Origin of the sequence: Streptomyces sp. DH24, assembly GCF_029813775.1 — a bacterium.
Taxonomy (GTDB): domain Bacteria; phylum Actinomycetota; class Actinomycetes; order Streptomycetales; family Streptomycetaceae; genus Streptomyces.
Map to the genome: position 1 here is coordinate 1 of NZ_JARVKW010000021.1, position 14,941 is coordinate 14,941.

At 72.4% G+C, this 14,941-nt stretch carries 13 protein-coding genes, 1 tRNA gene and 2 pseudogenes; 8 read left to right on the forward strand and 8 right to left on the reverse strand.

Features of this window, described 5'->3' with window-relative positions; all coding sequences use genetic code 11:
• The coding region (locus tag QC282_RS18280; RefSeq protein WP_279550539.1) for a response regulator at window positions 1-1,079 on the forward strand (1,079 nt) is incomplete at its 5' end.
• Between the two features lie 334 nt (window positions 1,080-1,413).
• On the opposite strand, the gene QC282_RS18285 is transcribed toward QC282_RS18280, so the two are convergent.
• Window positions 1,414-3,090 (reverse strand): long-chain fatty acid--CoA ligase, encoded by a 1,677-nt coding sequence (locus tag QC282_RS18285; protein WP_279550540.1) that lies wholly within the window; start codon window positions 3,088-3,090, stop codon window positions 1,414-1,416.
• A 126-nt stretch (window positions 3,091-3,216) separates the two neighbouring features.
• Window positions 3,217-3,777: a SigE family RNA polymerase sigma factor gene (locus QC282_RS18290; RefSeq protein WP_279550541.1), complete on the reverse strand. Its 561-nt coding sequence runs from the start codon at window positions 3,775-3,777 to the stop codon at window positions 3,217-3,219.
• Window positions 3,778-4,065: 288 nt separating this feature from the next.
• On the opposite strand from QC282_RS18290, the gene QC282_RS18295 reads away from it, so the two are divergent.
• The 3 genes from QC282_RS18295 to QC282_RS18305 are packed head-to-tail and all read left to right on the forward strand — an operon-like array spanning window position 4,066 to window position 5,699.
• Complete coding sequence (locus tag QC282_RS18295; protein WP_279550542.1) at window positions 4,066-4,968, forward strand: bifunctional DNA primase/polymerase; 903 nt, start codon at window positions 4,066-4,068, stop codon at window positions 4,966-4,968.
• Between the two features lie 51 nt (window positions 4,969-5,019).
• Entirely contained in the window at window positions 5,020-5,481 is a 462-nt protein-coding gene (locus tag QC282_RS18300) for a hypothetical protein (protein ID WP_279550543.1), read from the forward strand.
• 20 nt (window positions 5,482-5,501) lie between these two features.
• Complete coding sequence (locus tag QC282_RS18305; protein WP_279550544.1) at window positions 5,502-5,699, forward strand: hypothetical protein; 198 nt, start codon at window positions 5,502-5,504, stop codon at window positions 5,697-5,699.
• A gap of 74 nt (window positions 5,700-5,773) precedes the next feature.
• On the opposite strand, the gene QC282_RS18310 is transcribed toward QC282_RS18305, so the two are convergent.
• Window positions 5,774-6,139, reverse strand: a complete 366-nt coding sequence (locus tag QC282_RS18310) for a hypothetical protein (RefSeq protein WP_279550545.1) — start codon at window positions 6,137-6,139, stop codon at window positions 5,774-5,776.
• 15 nt (window positions 6,140-6,154) lie between these two features.
• Window positions 6,155-7,359 (reverse strand): annotated as a pseudogene (locus tag QC282_RS18315) (multiprotein-bridging factor 1 family protein).
• Window positions 7,360-8,120: 761 nt separating this feature from the next.
• Here QC282_RS18315 and QC282_RS18325 point away from each other — a divergent pair.
• Window positions 8,121-8,319, forward strand: a pseudogene (locus QC282_RS18325) (hypothetical protein); the annotation flags it as partial.
• Here the strand turns inward: QC282_RS18325 and QC282_RS18330 are convergent.
• Together QC282_RS18330 and QC282_RS18335 are read right to left on the reverse strand one after the other, a co-directional pair.
• A tRNA-Ser gene (locus QC282_RS18330) sits at window positions 8,301-8,385 on the reverse strand. The pseudogene QC282_RS18325 and the gene QC282_RS18330 overlap by 19 nt on opposite strands.
• Before the next feature lie 61 nt (window positions 8,386-8,446).
• Complete coding sequence (locus QC282_RS18335; RefSeq protein WP_279550546.1) at window positions 8,447-10,006, reverse strand: S1C family serine protease; 1,560 nt, start codon at window positions 10,004-10,006, stop codon at window positions 8,447-8,449.
• A gap of 257 nt (window positions 10,007-10,263) precedes the next feature.
• Between QC282_RS18335 and QC282_RS18340 the strand changes: the two genes are divergently transcribed.
• The 3 genes from QC282_RS18340 to QC282_RS18350 all read left to right on the forward strand — a co-directional run bounded on the left by QC282_RS18340 (window position 10,264) and on the right by QC282_RS18350 (window position 13,184).
• Window positions 10,264-11,091 carry a glycerophosphodiester phosphodiesterase gene (locus QC282_RS18340; RefSeq protein ID WP_279550547.1) on the forward strand — a complete coding sequence of 276 codons (828 nt, stop codon included), beginning with the start codon at window positions 10,264-10,266 and terminating at the stop codon, window positions 11,089-11,091.
• A 186-nt stretch (window positions 11,092-11,277) separates the two neighbouring features.
• On the forward strand, window positions 11,278-11,829 hold the full coding sequence (locus QC282_RS18345; RefSeq protein WP_336621078.1) for an ATP-binding protein: 552 nt from the start codon (window positions 11,278-11,280) through the stop codon (window positions 11,827-11,829).
• Window positions 11,830-12,218: 389 nt separating this feature from the next.
• On the forward strand, window positions 12,219-13,184 hold the full coding sequence (locus QC282_RS18350; RefSeq protein ID WP_279550548.1) for a DUF5926 family protein: 966 nt from the start codon (window positions 12,219-12,221) through the stop codon (window positions 13,182-13,184).
• Between the two features lie 207 nt (window positions 13,185-13,391).
• On the opposite strand, the gene QC282_RS18355 is transcribed toward QC282_RS18350, so the two are convergent.
• Together QC282_RS18355 and QC282_RS18360 are read right to left on the reverse strand one after the other, a co-directional pair.
• The gene (locus tag QC282_RS18355) at window positions 13,392-14,036 is read right to left on the reverse strand and encodes a hypothetical protein (protein ID WP_279550549.1); all 645 of its coding nucleotides are present in this window, start codon (window positions 14,034-14,036) and stop codon (window positions 13,392-13,394) included.
• A gap of 55 nt (window positions 14,037-14,091) precedes the next feature.
• Window positions 14,092-14,757, reverse strand: a complete 666-nt coding sequence (locus tag QC282_RS18360; protein WP_279550550.1) for a bifunctional DNA primase/polymerase — start codon at window positions 14,755-14,757, stop codon at window positions 14,092-14,094.
• Window positions 14,758-14,941: the final 184 nt, after the last annotated feature.

Below are 14,941 nucleotides of genomic sequence, written 5' to 3' on the forward strand. Positions count from 1 at the left end.
CCCAGCCGTCGGCGACCCCCGGCCCGCAGCAGCCGGGCGCCTCGGGTCGGCGGCGCAAGCTGGGGACGCCGCCCGACCCGGGCACCGGGCGTCCGGAGCAGGCGGCCCGGCAGCACCCGTCCGGCGAGCAGCCCGTGGCGGCGCAGGGCGCCCCGCAGTCCGCCCCGCCGGCGCAGCCCGCGTCCGCCGGGCAGTCCCCGTCGTCCCCCCTCGCCGGGCGGACCGAGGGAACCGGGCGTTCGTACGCCATAGGGGCGCCGGACGAGAACGCCGCCGAAGGGCCGGAGCCGTTGGACGGTCCCGGTGGTGCGGTGGAGGTCGCGGATCCGCCGCGTCCGCAGCCCATGGACGACGAGCTGCCGCCCGAGCCTTTGGACAACCCGCGCCGGCTGCTGGTGTGGCCCGCGCCGGACGTCGCGACGCAGCAGGCGCTGAGCGACCGCGGCTACCGGCCCGTCGTCGTGCACTCGCGCGAGGAGGTCGACGCGCAGATCGCGGCCTTCCCCGCCGCGCTGTTCGTGGACCCGCTGACCGGGCCGATCACGCGCACCGCGCTCCAGTCGCTGCGGCAGGCCGCCGTCGCGGCCGAGGTGCCGGTCCTCGTCACGGCGGGGCTCGGACAGGCGTCACGGGACGCGGCGTACGGCGCCGATCCCGCCGTCCTGCTGAAGGCCCTGGCGCCGCGCGACAGCGAGCAGCACCCGCCGCGCGTGCTGCTCATCGAACAGCACGCGGAGATCGCGCTGGCGCTGACCGGGACGCTGGAGCGGCGCGGGATGCAGGTGGCGCGCGCGGCGAGCGACCAGGACGCGGTGACGCTGGCGTCGCAGTTCCGGCCGAACCTCGTCGTGCTGGACCTGATGCAGATGCACCGGCACCAGGCCGGGATCATCGACTGGCTGCGCGCGAACGGGCAGCTCAACCGCACGCCGCTGGTCGTCTACACGGCCGCCGTCGGCCAGGGCGACCTGCCGCGGCTGGCCTCGGGCGAGACGGTGCTGTTCCTCGCCGAACGGTCCACCAGCGCGGAGGTGCAGGCCCGGATCGTCGACCTGCTCGCCCGCATCGGCACCAACTGACGCACGGCGCGGCGTCCGTCGCCGGTCGTCGCCGGTCGTCGCACCGAGGGCGGCTGACGGCGGGCGACGGGTGGCCGGATGCCGGTTGCCGGTTGCCGGTTGCCGGTTGCCGGAGGCTGGCTGCCGGTTGCCGGAGGCTGGCTGCCGGTTGCCGGTTGCCGGAGGCTGTGCGTGCTCCACACCGGGGTGCGGACGTCGCCGACCGACGAGGGTCCCGCGCGCGCGTACATCGAACCAGTGGGAGGCAGTGGGGCGGCCGGAGGCTCCGCAGCCGTCCACCACGTGGGACGGGCGGGGCTCCCTCGGAGCCCCGCCCGTCACCTCACTTCCCGCGTCACAGCTGGGTGACGTCCAGGTCCCCCTCCGCGTACTTGCGGCGCAGCACCTTCTTGTCGAACTTGCCGACGCTCGTCTTCGGGACCGCCTCGATGATCGACCAGCGCTCCGGGAGCTGCCACTTGGCGATCTTCCCCTCCTCGGCGAGGAAGGCGCGCAGTGTCTCGAAGTCGGCGGTGGAGCCCTCCTTGAGGACGACCGTGGCCAGCGGGCGCTCCCCCCACTTCTCGTCGGGGACGGCGACCACGGCGGCCTCGGCGACGTCCGGGTGGGCCATGAGGGCGTTCTCCAGCTCCACCGAGGAGATCCACTCGCCGCCGGACTTGATGACGTCCTTGGCGCGGTCGGTGAGCGTGAGGAAGCCGTCGGGGCTGATGGTGCCGACGTCGCCGGTCTTCAGCCAGCCGTCCTCGCTGAACTTGTCGGCGGGGCGCAGCGGTTCGGCGCCGGGGCCGTTGTAGTAGGCGCCCGCGATCCACGGGCCGCGCACCTCCAGCTCGCCGGCCGACTCGCCGTCCCACGGCAGGCGCTCGCCGCCGGGCCCGGTGAGGCGGGCCTCGACACCGGCGGCGAAGCGGCCCTGGGTGAGGCGGTAGCCGAACTCCTCGTCCGTGCCGACGGCGTGGGCCGGGGGACGGGCGACCGTGCCGAGCGGGGACGTCTCCGTCATGCCCCACGCGTGGCAGACCCGCATGCCGAGGTTGTCGAACGCCTCCATCAGCGCGGGCGGGCAGGCCGAGCCGCCGATGGTGACCTGGGCGAGGGAGGCGACGTCGCGCGGCCGGGCGGTGAGCTCGGCGAGGAGGCCCTGCCAGATGGTGGGCACGGCGGCGGCGTGGGTCGGCCTGACGCGCTCGATCATCTCGGCGAGCGGGGCCGGCTGGAGGAAACGGTCCGGCATGAGCATGTTCACGCCGGTCATGAAGGTGGCGTGCGGCAGACCCCAGGCGTTCACGTGGAACTGCGGGACCACGACCAGGGACGTGTCCTCGTCGGTCAGGCCCATCGACTCGGTCATGTTGACCTGCATGGAGTGCAGGTAGATCGAGCGGTGGCTGTAGACGACGCCCTTGGGGTCGCCGGTGGTGCCGGAGGTGTAGCACATGGCGGCGGCGCGGCGCTCGTCGAACTGCGGCCAGTCGTACGTGGTCGGCTTGTCCGCGATCAGGTCCTCGTACTCATGGACCTGAACGGTGGCCTCGGCGAGCAGGGAGCGGTCGCCCGGACCGGAGACGACGACGTGCTCGATCGTCTTCAGGTGGGGCAGCAGCGGCGCGAGCAGCGGCAGCAGCGAGCCGTTGGCGATCACGACGCGGTCGGCCGCGTGGTTCACGATCCAGGCCAGCTGCTCGGCGGGCAGGCGGAGGTTCAGGGTGTGGAGGACCGCGCCCATGGAGGGGATCGCGAAGTACGCCTCGACGTGCTCGGCGTTGTTCCACATGAGGGTCGCGACACGGTCGTCGTCCGCGACGCCGAGGTCCTCGCGCAGGGCGTGCGCCAGCCGGGCGGCGCGGGCGCCGATGTCCGCGAACGAGCGGCGGTGCGGTTCCGGCTCGCCGGTCCAGGTGGTCACCTGTGAGGTGCCGTGGATCGTGGACCCGTGCGTCAGGATCCTCGAAATCAGCAGCGGTACGTCCTGCATCGTGCTCAGCACGGTGTCCTCCCGGGGCGACATTGCCTACGCGGCGGCAAGGGTTGGGCTGATTCTGCGCACATACCGCGTGGTATGTCACTAGGGGCGAGTGATCGATCAGTTCACCACATCCCCCTCTTCACCCCGGGGCCGCCCGCGCCGGACCCGTCACTGCCGGACAAGCCCCAGCTCAGGGTCGTCGCGGAGCTTGCCGAGAGCACGGGAGACGGCCGACTTCACCGTGCCGACCGAGACACCGAGCACCTCCGCCGTCTGGGCCTCGCTGAGGTCCTCGTAATACCGGAGGACGACCATCGCCCGCTGCCGGGCGGGCAGCTTCATGATCGCCCGCCACATGGCGTCGTGCAGCGCCTGCTGCTCCGCCGGGTCGTCGCGGCCGGGCAGCGGCTCGGGCTCGGGCAGCTCGTCGCACGCGAACTCGTCGACCTTGCGCTTGCGCCACTGCGAGGTGCGGGTGTTCACCAGCGCGCGGCGCACGTAGCCGTCCAGCGCGCGATGGTCCTCGATGCGCTCCCAGGCGACGTACGTCTTGGTGAGCGCCGTCTGCAACAGGTCCTCGGCGTCGCTCGGGTTCGCGGTCAGCGACCGGGCGGTCCGCAGCAGCACCGGGCGGCGGGCCATCACGTACGACGAGAACGACGGGTACGGGCGGGTCCGCGTCGCCGGCGCGGCGGCTCCTGACGCGTTGGTGCAGACGAGTGTGGTCATGGCTCAACGCTATGAGCGGCGGGGACTCGGGCGGATCGCCCGGAGGTCCCGAAGGGAACTCCCCCTCAGGTTGTAGGGGCGGGGCCGACTGCACCTCCTGAAGGTGGACGAGGGGACGAGCCGTACTGCGGGTTTCCCCTTGGGGGGTGCGGGGGCGCCCTCACGGGGCGGGACGGTTGTCGGGACGACGGCGGCGCCACGCCATCACGCCCCCGGTCGACCGCCGTATCTCCCCGCGCCCGGCGAGCCACCCTTCCCTTTTTCGAACGCACGTACGAACATGGAGGCATGGCCACCACCGACCGGCAGGCCACGACGCTGGCCCTCGCACACGCCCTGTCAGCCGCCGAACGCGGGCTGGCCGTCATCCCCCTGTCCCGGACGAAACTCCCGGCCCTGCGCTCCCCGCACCGCGACGACCCCGCCGCCGGCCCCTGCCACGGCGAGTGCGGCCGCTTCGGCCACGGGGTCTACGACGCCTCCACCGACCCCGCCCGCATCCGCGCCCTGTTCGCCGCCGCGCCCCGGGCGACCGGCTACGGCATCGCCTGCGGCCTGCCCCCGCACCACCTCATCGGCATCGACCTGGACGTGCGGTCCGACACCGACTCCTCGGTCTCCTCGGTCTCCTCGGTCGCGCTGCGCGAACTCGCCCTGCGCCACCTGTTCACGATCCCCGCCACGGTCGTCGTCCTGACCCCCAGCGGCGGCCGGCACCTGTGGCTGAGCGGCCCGCCCGACGCGGTCGTCCCCAACTCCGCCGGCCGGCTCGCCCCCGGCATCGACATCCGCGGCGCCGGCGGCTACCTCGTCGGCCCCGGCTCCCGCACCGACCACGGCGTCTACACCGCCGCCCCCGGCACCGCCCACCTGCCGCCGGCCACCTGCCCACCCGCCCTGCTGCGCCTCCTGCTCCCACCACCGCGCACGCCCCGCGCGCGCGGCACCGCGCCCCCCGGCTCCGCGCCGGCCGGCAGCCACGGCCAGGGCCTCGTGCAGTTCGTCCTCGCCGCGCACGAGGGCCAGCGCAACACCCGCCTGTTCTGGGCGGCCTGCCGCGCCTACGAGGACGGCATCGGCCCCGCGCTGGTCGCCCCGCTCGTCGACGCGGCCCTCAACACCGGCCTGACGGAACGGGAGGCCCGCGCGACCATCGCCTCGGCGGCCCGCATGACCGGCCACCGCCCCTGACACAGGCACACCGCACGCGCCCTCGCTTCCCGGCCCCACCGAAAGACCCGCATGCACCACCGCCGTAGAGTCCCGACCATGTCGCTCACCCGCGTCGTCCTCGCCTCCGGACGCTCGATCGACCTCGCGGAGCTCCGGCTGTCCTCGACGTACGGCGGGATGCTGGAGGGCTACCCCTGCAAGCCGGTCAACGACATGAGGATCAACGCCCTGCTGCGCTCGGCGGAACGCGCCGAGCCGGCCGCGCCGGTCCACCTCGTGCCGCCCGCGCGCGAGCATCCGGACCAGTACGCGGGGGCGTTCGGGCCGGTGGAGGTGCTGCCCCGGGTGGCGTGTGTCGGCACCTTCCACTCGACGGCCGTCGACCCGGCCCACCACGACCCGGTCCTGTACCGCTCCCGCCTCACGATCGTCTGGTTCCAGCCGACCCCGGAGGTCCCGTCGGGCCACGACGCGGAGGAGGGCCTCAGAGACGTGCCGTGGGAGGACCTGGCCCGGGACTACGAGCTGTGACCGGCCGGAAGGGGGGCGGCATGGACGGCTGGGGCGACTGGGGCGACTGGGACGACTGGGACGACTGGGACGACGACACGGACTACCACCGCGCGGTCGGCCGGGCCTGGGTGACGACGGCGTTCGCGTCGTGCTGCGTGCTGGTGACCCTGACCCTCGTGGTCCTGGCCGTGTTCGGCGCGGGGGTTTTCTTGTCCGTCGCCGACGCTCTCGACTGAGGGCCGGTGTCCCGCTGTCCGCACCGACCGGTCACTCGTCAGTGATTACCACCTGGCAGGCCGACGCGGTGCGGTCAGCTCAGTGACTTCTCGATGGCCTCGAAGATGTCGGCATCGGTCTCCTGCTGCCAGTGCGGCAGTTCGGACCAGTCGGCCACATACCCCGGCTTCGGCTCGTCGAAGTGCTTGAACATCTGGGCCGTCCAGCACGTCGCCACGAAGCGGCCCTTCTGCTCACGCGTCAGTCGCGCCGTGGTGCCACCGCTGATCTGGACGAAGTGCCGTACCTGCTCATAGACGGCACCCGCGGCCTCACGCTCCCACTGCGGGGTGTCGTCCCACGGCGTGACGTAACCGGCCTTCGGCTCTCCCGGGAAGTGCTGGTTGACTCCCGCGATCCAGGCTTCCCGGAACAGTCGTGCGCCCTCGGTCTGCGACATGCCCAACCCCTCTCGTCACGGCGTACTCAGAGCGGCGATCTCGGCCCGCAACTCCGCCACACGGTGGTCACGGCTCAAGGGGCCGAACTCGTCGCACAGGGCCCGGAGTCTACGGGCGACGTATCCCGACCTGGACGATCGAGCCAGGTCGATGGCCTCCCTGCCGTACGCCACGACCTGTTCGCCGTCCCGGCGCTTCACACCGATGGCAGCCAGGTCGGTGAGCACCGCTCCACGCCGCCGGTACGACTGTCCGGACGCCAGGGCCGTCTGCTTCAGGGCATCCCTCAGGGTGCTCTCCGCCAGGTCGAGGCGGCCGAGCTGTACGTAGCGGGACCCCCGTTCCTCGGTCAGACGCGCTCCGTCGAACCTGAGCCAGCCACCGGTGGCGCCGTCCGCGCTGAGACCGCGGACCGCCTCCGCCCGGTCCATCGCCCGCTCGCACGCATCCAGGTCGCCAAGACCGGCGTACGCCTCGGCTTGAACCGCGGCGACCCAATGCCGGGTCGAGTAATTGCTGTCCCCTCGGTCGGCCAGTCGCTCGGCCGCACCGAGCATCTGGACGGCCTGCCGATGCCGCTGCTCGGACATGTCGACGTAGGCGTGCCGGACGAGCGCGCATGCCCACAGGTCGTACGCCTCGGCGTCCTTGCTGAGCGACGCGGCAAGCGCGTACGAAGCGGACGCCTCGGAGTACCGATTGCTGTCGAACGCCACCTCGCCGGCCAGCTGAAACAGGTCGGCGGCCGCGCTCAGCAAGGACCGCGCGCTTCCCCTGTTGCTTGCCAGAGCCTCGTTCAGCGTCGTCAACTGATCCCGGACGACGGGATGGACAGACCCCTTGGAGCGAGCCAGCCGGTACACCTGCCAGAGGTGTCTGTTCATCCGCGCGAAGTCTGCGGGCATTCCCCGACGAACGCCCTCGGTCAGGGCCCGGCCTCCTCGACCGGCAAGGCGGACAGGGCGCCGCTGACAGTGAGTATGCGGAGGAACTCACGGCGGATCATGTCGTCGGGGTCTCCCGCACTCGGAGGATCACTGCGATGGTGCCCGGCGGTCTGCTGGCCTGCGGCTCCTGGCAGCTTCAGCAGGGTGTCCAACTCTCGAAGACTGATGTCGAGCACAGCGGCCAAGCCCTGTCGCTGAACTGGCTGAGGAGCGACTTTTCCGCTTTCCCAGCGTCCGACCGTCGTGCGGTCCACGCCGAGTAACTGGGACAACTTTTCCTGACTGTAGCCCAGGGCCCTGCGGCTTCCGCCAGTCCCATGGCGCCCCCTTCCCGCGGTTCGGCACCTTCGGCACCGTGCACGGACCTGCGCCAAGACTGCCGCATTGATGCCGTGGAGACCCCCGCTTCCCCGCGCTTTCCTGGGTTCTGCCCCGAACGAGCTGCGGGATTCACGGAGGAGTTCAGTCATGGTCACGAGAAGCAAGGCTCCGTCGCGCGAACCGGAAGACGGTGCGTCGACACCGCCTCCAAGTGCTGAGCAGCGAGTCCTCATGACGCTCAGGGTCTCCCGTGACTCCGGCCGGACTTGGGGCCGGGTGACAGAGGTACGAGAGGACAAGAATCCGGTGCTTCTCGACAACCCCATCGGCTTTCCGCCGTGCCTGTGCCCGCGCTGCACGGACCTCTCCCCGCGCTTCACCGGCTCACCTCGGGCGGAGTCGTGACACGGTGCGCGCACTGGCACCGGGTGCCCGTGGCCCTGCTGCGGGAAGCCCAGGAGAGGTTGGCGTCGAGCTGCGTCGACAGTGCCGTGCAGTGCCAGTTGCCCCTTCACGACGACGGTGAGCACTACGGCTTCCTCGATGACCTCGACGAGTACGGAACTGCCTTGTGGCTCCGCTGGCTCGGGAGGACGGAGGCGGAGCTGGTCGCCCTGCCGGACTGTCCAATGGCGGCCCCAGGACCTGACGGTGAGGGCTGCTGTCTCTTCGTCGGCCACGCCGAACACCACACCTGGGAGGAGGCCACGGAGGCTTCCAGTACGTGAGGACCGTCCTCGAAGGCACCGCCGTCGACGGTGGCCCGCGAGTATCAGGCCGGCTTGCGCAACGCCCTGCCCGGCCAACCGAAACACGGTCCCACCGACGGCCCCCGAGCCCACAATACGACGGCCCCTGACCGTATCGCCTGGTCAGGGGCCGTTCACATGTGCGGTGGGTGTGGGATTTGAACCCACGGTGACTCGCGCCACGACGGTTTTCAAGACCGTTCCCTTAGGCCGCTCGGGCAACCCACCCCGCGCCGGCCGTGATCGGCGGCGCGGGTCAAGGGTAGCGGGTCCGCGGGGGCCGGTGGGATCAGCTGTCGCCGACTCGGGAGGCCAGGGTGAGGTCCACCGTGTGCTCCTTGCCGTCCCGTTCGTAGGTGATGCGGACCTTGTCGCCGGGCTGGTGGGTCCAGATCTCGCCGATCAGGGTCGGGCCGCTGTCGATCACGCGGTCGTCGAGCTTGGTGATGACGTCGCCGGGTTCGAGGCCCGCCTTGTCCGCCGGGCCGCCCGGCTCGACCGCCTCGGAGCCGCCCGCGCCCTGGTCGGTGATCTTCGCGCCGTTCGCCGACTCCTCCAGGGAGACGGACGCGCCGATCTTCGCGTACACCGGCTTGCCGGTCTTGATGAGCTGCTGCGCGACGTACTTGGCCTGGTTGATCGGGATGGCGAAGCCGAGGCCGATCGAGCCGGACTGACCGGTGCCGAAGCCGCCGTTGCTCGTGGACTGGATCGCGGAGTTGATCCCGATGACGTTGCCCTGGGCGTCCAGCAGCGGGCCGCCGGAGTTGCCCGGGTTGATCGACGCGTCGGTCTGCAGCGCGCTCATGTACGACGCCTGGCTGCCCGTGCCGTCGCTGGAGGCGACCGGGCGGTTCTTGGCGCTGATGATGCCCGTCGTGACCGTGTTCGACAGGCCGAAGGGCGCGCCGATCGCGATCGTGGAGTCACCGACGGCGACCTTGTCGGAGTTGCCGAGGGTGAGCGGCTTCAGGTCGGACGGCGCGTCGTTGAGCTTGATGACGGCGACGTCGTAGCCCTGCGCGTGGCCGACGACCTCGGCGTCGTACTTCTTGCCGTTCGGGAAGGTCGCCGACAGCTTGCCGCCGTCGACGGCCTCCGCCACCACGTGGTTGTTGGTGACGATGTGACCCTGGGTGTCGAAGACGAAGCCCGTGCCGGTGCCGCCCTCGCCGCTGTCGCTCTCGGCCTCGATGGTGACCGTGCTCGGCAGGGCCTTGGCGGACACCGCGGCGACCGTGCCCGGGTCGCGCTTGAGGTCGCCGCCGCTCTGGGAGGCGGACACCGTCGTGGAGCCCGTCTCGTCGTTGTTCTTGGCCAGCGTGTAGCCGAGGCCGCCGCCCAGGCCGCCCGCGACCAGCGCCGCGGTCAGGATCGCCGCGACCACACCGCCGCGACCGCGGCCGGACTTGGGGGCGGGCTGCTGGTACGGGGCTCCCCAGCCGCCAGGTCCACCGGGGCCGCCGGACCCACCGGCACCGCCGGGTCCGTGGCCGTAGGGGCCCTGGCCGCCGTGGCCGCCGTCGCCGTAGGGGCCGCCGGGCGGCGGGGGCGGCGGCCAGGAGGCGTCGGGCGCCGAGCCCCGCGGTCCGGCGCCATGGCCCTCCGCACCGTGGGAGCCGGTCGGCTCCGGCGTGCCCGCCGAGGCGTACGCGGGAGCATGGCCGTCGGTCTGCGCCCCCTGCTGCCCCTGTGCGCCGGGAGCGTTCGCGGGCGCCGACGGCATCGGGGTCGTGGGCGGGTCGCCGGCCGGGGCCGCCGCCTGCGGGGAGGCTGCGGGAGCGTCCACCGGCACGGGAGGTGCAGACGGGGCCGGGGGTACCGCGGTGCCCTCGTTCTCGGTGCTCACAGCTTCTCTCCTCGATCCACGGCTGTTCTTCTCGGTCGCACTCGGCCGCGCCCGCTCACGCTGGTCGACGGTCCGGTGCGTTCAGCTGCGCATGTCTTTTCTGTATGCGGTCAGCTTTTCCCACGGGCCGTCAGAGCACCATAAGCGGTACCTGTGGGTCCACGACCATTCTTTATATAGGTCATGTCAGACGAAAAGGACGCAAGCCCGGCGGCTCCGCCTGCACGCCTACCCCCGGGCGGTGGCACCATGACGCGGTGACCCACGCACGACAGCACCGGATCCAGGTCGTCGCCCACCGCGGAGCCTCGGAAGACGCCCCCGAACACACGCTGGCCGCCTACAAGAAGGCGATCGAGGACGGTGCGGACGCCCTGGAGTGCGACGTCCGGCTGACCGCCGACGGCCACCTCGTCTGCGTCCACGACCGCCGCGTCAACCGCACGTCGAACGGCCGCGGCGCCGTCTCCGCGCTGGAGCTCGACGACCTCGCCGCCCTGGACTTCGGTTCCTGGAAGCACCGCGACGCCTTCCGGGGTCGCGACGAGGAGCCCGACTGGGAGCACCGCCCCGAGGACCGCGAGGCGACCTCCGTCCTCACCCTGGAGCGACTGCTCGAACTCGTCGCCGACGCCGGACGCCGCGTGGAACTCGCCGTGGAGACCAAGCACCCCACGCGCTGGGCGGGCCAGGTCGAGGAGCGGCTGCTGCTCCTGCTGAAGCGCTTCGGGCTGGACACGCCCGCGAGCGCCGCCGAGTCGCCGGTGCGCGTCATGAGCTTCTCGGCCAGATCGCTGCACCGCGTGCGTGCCGCCTCGCCGAACCTGCCGACGGTCTACCTCATGCAGTTCGTCTCGCCCCGGCTGCGCGACGGACGGCTGCCCGCGGGCGTCGACATCGCGGGCCCGTCGATCCGCATCGTGCGCAACCACCCCACGTACGTGGAACGCCTGAAGCAGGCGGGGCACCAGGTGCACGTGTGGACGGTGAACGAGCCCGAGGACGTGGACGTGTGCGTCGCGCTGGGCGTCGACGCCATCATCACGAACCGCCCGCGCGCGGTGCTGGACCGGCTCGGCCGCTGAGCCCGGCACGCGCGCGTGGGCCGATCCGGACCGCTGCGTTCCAGCCATTCGGTTACCGGGAGTACTACGACGCGTTCCCTCCGTGTCCGAACGTGGCGAACGCGTCACCGGAGGGCGATCGACCGGTTTCCGGCACAACCCAAAAGGGCATCCACACCGTGGCGTGGGGCGAAGGAGGTCTCGGGGGTGGCGTTGGTGGTGGCACAGGAGGTGCCCACGTCGTCGAGCATGGCCGTACCCCATGGCCCTGCGGGCGTGGGGGCAGCAAGACGCCGGATGCGCGAGCAGTTGCGCGGCGGTGGCGTGGCGGAATCGGTCGTCGACGACGCCGTTCTGGTCCTTTCGGAGCTGTTGAGCAACGCGTGCAAACACGGCAGACCACTGGGCGACGCCCTGGCCGGTGACGGTGACGTCCGGGCCGCGTGGCGCGTCGACGCGAGCGGGCGGCTCATCGTGGAGGTCACGGACGGGGGTGGTCCGACCCGCCCGGCTCCGGCCACGCCCTCGGTCACCGCGCACGGCGGCCGCGGGCTCAACATCATCACCGCGCTGGCCGACGACTGGGGCGTACGGGACGACGCCCGGGGCGAAGTGACGGTATGGGTGGTCGTGCACGGCGACGTCCACGACCCGGACGCGGGTTACCGCCGCGACGACTTCGCCGCGCGCGTGACGGCCCCCTCGGTGTCGGAGATTCCCGGCCTGGATTTCGCGGACGCGTTCGACGACCTGGACTGACCGGCCGAGCCGCCACGGCGGTGGCGGTGGCGGTATCAGTGGCAGCACGGTGCCGGTCCGCGCGGGCCGGTGCGTCGCGGCCCGCACGACACCGGTGACACCACAGCCTGGCCCCGCGCAACGCCGGTGGCAGCGCAGCCCCGGCCGCGCGCAACGCCGGTCGCAGCGCAACCCCGGCTCCCGGCCGCGCAAGCCGGTGACCGCGCGCACGGCCGCCCGCGCAGCGCCGGTGGAGACACGGCCGCGCCCGCACAGCACCGGTGGCCGCACGCCCGGCCGCCCGGTCGGGTCGTCCACACCGCCCCGTTGTCCACAGGGACCCGTCGGCCATGGCGCGAACGGCTAGGCTCCCGACGTACGAGACGAGCCGTAACCGGGAGACACCCAAGATGGCCAAGAAGCGCCCCCAGACGAAGGCCAAGCGCCCGCAGCTCACCGACGGAGAGGTCCCGGTCGTCGGCGCGCGCGAGCCCTGCCCGTGCGGCAGTGGCCGCCGCTACAAGGCCTGTCACGGCCGGGCCGCCGCGCACGCGGTGACCGAGCTGGTGCACCGGCCGTTCGAAGGACTGCCCGGCGAGTGCGACTGGGTGGCGCTGCGCGAGCTGGTGCCGGCGGCCACGGTCGAGCTGACCCTGAAGGACGGCCTGCCCGAGGGCGTCCCGTCGGTCACGCTGGCCACGGTGCTGCCGATGGCCTGGCCCGCGCTGCGCCGCGACGACGGCTCGGTGCTGCTCGGCCTGCAGAACGACACGGCGTCGGGCGACATCAGCCGCGACCTCGCCGACACCCTGCGGCGCGCGCTGGAGGCGCAGCCGGGCACGCCGGTGCAGGGCCGCCGCGCCCCGGCCGACGGTCCGCGGCTTCAGGACGTGCTCGACCCGGAGGGCGCCTTCGAGCCAGTCGTGCACGAGGGCTTCGAGTTCTGGGTCCCCGACCCGGAGAACGCGACGCCGGACGTGACCGCCTCCCTGGAGCGGGCCAACGCCGCGGCCATCCCGACCGTCCGGCTGCAGGGCGTCGACGCCGCGTACTGGTGCGAGACGCCGGAGAAGAACCACCTGCGCTGGGTCATGCCGCACCCGGAGGAGCAGTTGCTGGACGCGCTCGCGCGGCTGCACGCGGCGGGCACGTCGAGCCTGGGCGAGGGCACGCGCCTCGTGGGCTCCTTCCGCGCCCACGGGCTCACCGTCCCGGTCTGGGACCTGCCGACCGGGATGACGGCGCAGGACGTGGAGAAGCCGGCCGCCGAGTTCGCCGAGCGTCTCGCCGTGGCGCTGGCCTCCGACGCGCCGCTCACCGCGGACGAGCGCCGGGCGCGGGGCGGCCTCACCAACCGGCAGGTCACACTCAGCTGACGGGACGCCGCGCCGACCGTGTTCGCGGTGACTCTGGTCACAACTCCCGGTGAAGACACGCTAGTCGGTGACTGGAAAAGCAGAGATCGAATTTGCGAACAGCCGATCTCTTGTTACCGTTCCAGTAGCCCGGTTGCTGGTGCATCCCCCGTCGCCAGCAACCGGGTCTTTTCATGTCCGCGGTTCCTCACGGACCGCAGCCGACTTTCAACTGCCGTTCTGCAGAGGCGAGTTGCTTCCGGACCGCAGCAGCAGCGGCCCGCTCCCGCCGCGTCCGGCGAACTCCGTGACCGCCGTGTAGGCCGCCAGTCCGTCGCGGGCCGGCTCCCTGGGCGTCTCGCACATCGCCGGCGCGTCCTCGGCGCCGACGGCGCAGTGCATCCGGACGGCGCGGCCCGCGGGCCCCATGAGGCTCAGGACGGCGGTCAGCGCGTCGCCGGTCGCGTTGCGGTAGTAGGTGCGCGCCCAGGTGTCGGCACCCTGGGCCAGGATGCAGGTCTGTGCCTCGATCCCGTCGGGTGAGGTGAGTTCGGGTCCGCAGCGGACGGCGGTGCCGCCGCCGAGGCCGAGCCCCGGGGATTCGGCCGGCACCGCGGGCGCCTGTGGTCTTCCGGGGCCGCCGACGGGCGCCTTCCCGTCGTCGCGCGCCCCGGGACGTGCGGCGTCGCCGGGCGGGGGGCCCGCGGGCGCGCCCCGCCGTTCGTCCCGTACGGAACCCGCCGACGCCACCGCCAGCGGCAGGAGGACGGCGCACGCGACGGCGCCCACGAGGGCGAGCAGCCGGACGCGGTGCGGGTCACGGCCGCCGCCAGGTGACCTCGGCGTGCCGTACTCACCGGATCGACGCAGCATGCGGGGAAGTTAACGCGCCGTACCGCGCGCCCGGTTCCGTCCGCGTCCGACACCCTTACAACTCGGGTGCGCTCACACCCGTACGAGTGAGGGCCTCGACCACGGCGTCCACCACGGCCTCCACGTCGGGCACCCACGGCGCGGCCGAGCCGGGCAGTGGCGCGCGCTCCCAGCGGACGGCGCCCTGGCCGGTCTCGGACGGGGGCAGCGTGATGTAGCCGCCCTCGCCGTGGAAGCGGAGGGAGCCGGGTACGAAGTCCTTGGCGTACAGCAGTTCGCCCAGCTGCTCCATGGAGTACGGCTTGACGAGGATCGACCAGCGGGTGGGCGCGGCGACGACGGGGCCGAGCCGGATGCCCAGCAGGTCGAGCGCCTCCAGCGCGTGGGCTGCGGGCAGCGCGGGCAGCGACACCGCGCACGGGGCCCTGCCGCCGGTGGCCAGGATGATCGGCGCGGCCGGCCGGTTGCCCCACCACCAGCGCACCATGCGCTCGTCGGTGGTGGCCGCGAGGAGGCCGGGATCGAAGGGATGCGCACCCGGCACCGTGCACTCCGGGTCGGGGCAGCCGCAACGGGAACGCCCTCTCGGGTCCGCCGCCACGCCCGGGAGTACGGGCCACTGCCATTCCGTGGCGAAAGTCCGGGCCGCGCTGATCAACTCAGGCTGCCCGTTGTTACGCCGGGACAGGAGCCTGCGTCGCCTTCCGAGGATCTCGCGCATGTGCGCTCGTTCCTTTCCGTTGCACGCCTGGCAACACCGTGGGTCCACATCACGTCATGTGTCGATCACTTCACTGTGCGTACCTGTTGGCGCATCACACCCCTGTCGTGGACAAGGGGAACCCCTATGGGCCGAGCGTCGGCTGCGTCCGCGGCAGCCTCGCCCGTACCGCGTGTCTCATGAG

Bases quoted from the DNA above. Each gene is read 5' to 3' on its own strand.
- QC282_RS18355 (WP_279550549.1), bottom strand. From the start codon at position 14,036: ATGCTGCGTCGATCCGGTGAGTACGGCACGCCGAGGTCACCTGGCGGC.
- QC282_RS18285 (WP_279550540.1), bottom strand. From the start codon at position 3,090: ATGTCGCCCCGGGAGGACACCGTGCTGAGCACGATGCAGGACGTACCG.
- QC282_RS18350 (WP_279550548.1), top strand. From the start codon at position 12,219: ATGGCCAAGAAGCGCCCCCAGACGAAGGCCAAGCGCCCGCAGCTCACC.
- QC282_RS18310 (WP_279550545.1), bottom strand. From the start codon at position 6,139: ATGTCGCAGACCGAGGGCGCACGACTGTTCCGGGAAGCCTGGATCGCG.
- QC282_RS18305 (WP_279550544.1), top strand. From the start codon at position 5,502: ATGGACGGCTGGGGCGACTGGGGCGACTGGGACGACTGGGACGACTGG.
- QC282_RS18300 (WP_279550543.1), top strand. From the start codon at position 5,020: ATGCACCACCGCCGTAGAGTCCCGACCATGTCGCTCACCCGCGTCGTC.
- QC282_RS18295 (WP_279550542.1), top strand. From the start codon at position 4,066: ATGGCCACCACCGACCGGCAGGCCACGACGCTGGCCCTCGCACACGCC.
- QC282_RS18290 (WP_279550541.1), bottom strand. From the start codon at position 3,777: ATGACCACACTCGTCTGCACCAACGCGTCAGGAGCCGCCGCGCCGGCG.
- QC282_RS18360 (WP_279550550.1), bottom strand. From the start codon at position 14,757: ATGCGCGAGATCCTCGGAAGGCGACGCAGGCTCCTGTCCCGGCGTAAC.